The organism is Gluconacetobacter sacchari, from assembly GCF_014174255.1.
GTDB classification, from domain to species: Bacteria; Pseudomonadota; Alphaproteobacteria; order Acetobacterales; family Acetobacteraceae; genus Gluconacetobacter; species Gluconacetobacter sacchari.
In genome coordinates this window covers 1-971 of sequence record NZ_JABEQJ010000097.1, presented here as the reverse complement: position 1 = coordinate 971, position 971 = coordinate 1, and the positions used below count along the sequence as shown (strand labels likewise).

General features: G+C 65.4%; 1 protein-coding gene. It reads left to right on the top strand.

All coding sequences use genetic code 11. The annotated features are described in order from the left end of the window. A partial coding sequence (locus tag HLH48_RS22815) for an IS3 family transposase (protein ID WP_220795292.1) occupies nt 1-941 on the top strand: 941 nt, incomplete at its 5' end. Nucleotides 942-971: the final 30 nt, after the last annotated feature.

Sequence of the window (971 nt, the reverse complement as noted above, 5' to 3'; positions counted from 1 at the left end):
TTTGCCGGGAGGAAGTCGAGGCCATGAGCCAGTCCATTTCGCCTTCCTGTGAGCGTCGGTATGGACTGGCCCAGGTCTGCCGCCTGTGGAAGATCTCGCGCGCGACCCTGTATCGGCAGCGCGTAAAGGCGCCGGACGAGACGTCCGCGTGCGGGCGGCGCGGTCCGCCGGGGGCGGCCGACGACGCGGAGCTTGTGGCGAAGATCCGTGCGATCATCGAAGCGTCGCCTTTCATGGGAGAGGGCTATCGGAAGATCTGGGCTCGGCTGCGCTTTTCGGGGGTCCGGACCGCTGCGCGCCGCGTCCTGCGCCTCATGCGCGACAATGGCCTGCTGGCGCCCCACCGGCCCGCCGCGAGGCCCAGCCGTTCCCATGACGGCACGATCGTGACGAACCGGGTGGACGAGGTCTGGGGCACCGACATGACGCAGACAGTGACGACAGAGGAAGGGAAGGCCTATGTCTTCATTGCCGTCGATCACTGCTCGGGTGAACTCGTCGGCACGCACGTCTCCTCCAGCGCGAACCGCTGGCAGGCGCTCGAACCCGTCCGTCAAGGCGTCAGCCGCCATCTCGGCGGGATCGGAAAAGGCAGTGCCCAGAGACTGGTCCTGCGCCATGACCATGGTTCGAACTACATGGCGGGCGACTTCCAGCGCGAGATCACCTTCCTGGGCATTACAAGCTCGCCCGCCTTTGTCCGTCAGCCCGAGGGCAACGGCGTGGCCGAACGGGCCATCCGCACCCTCAAGGAGCAGTTCCTGTGGGTCCGGCACTTCGCCACGATCGAGGAACTCCGCCTCGCCCTGGCCGCATTCGCCGCCCGCCACAACGCCTCCTGGTTGCGGGCGCGCCATGGATACAAAACACCCGACCAGATCCGTTTCGACCAAAAGCCCCTTGCATCTCGGACGCTAATGGATCTCAAACTGGCAGCGTAATCAAACAGCGCAACGCGATGTCTCATATCC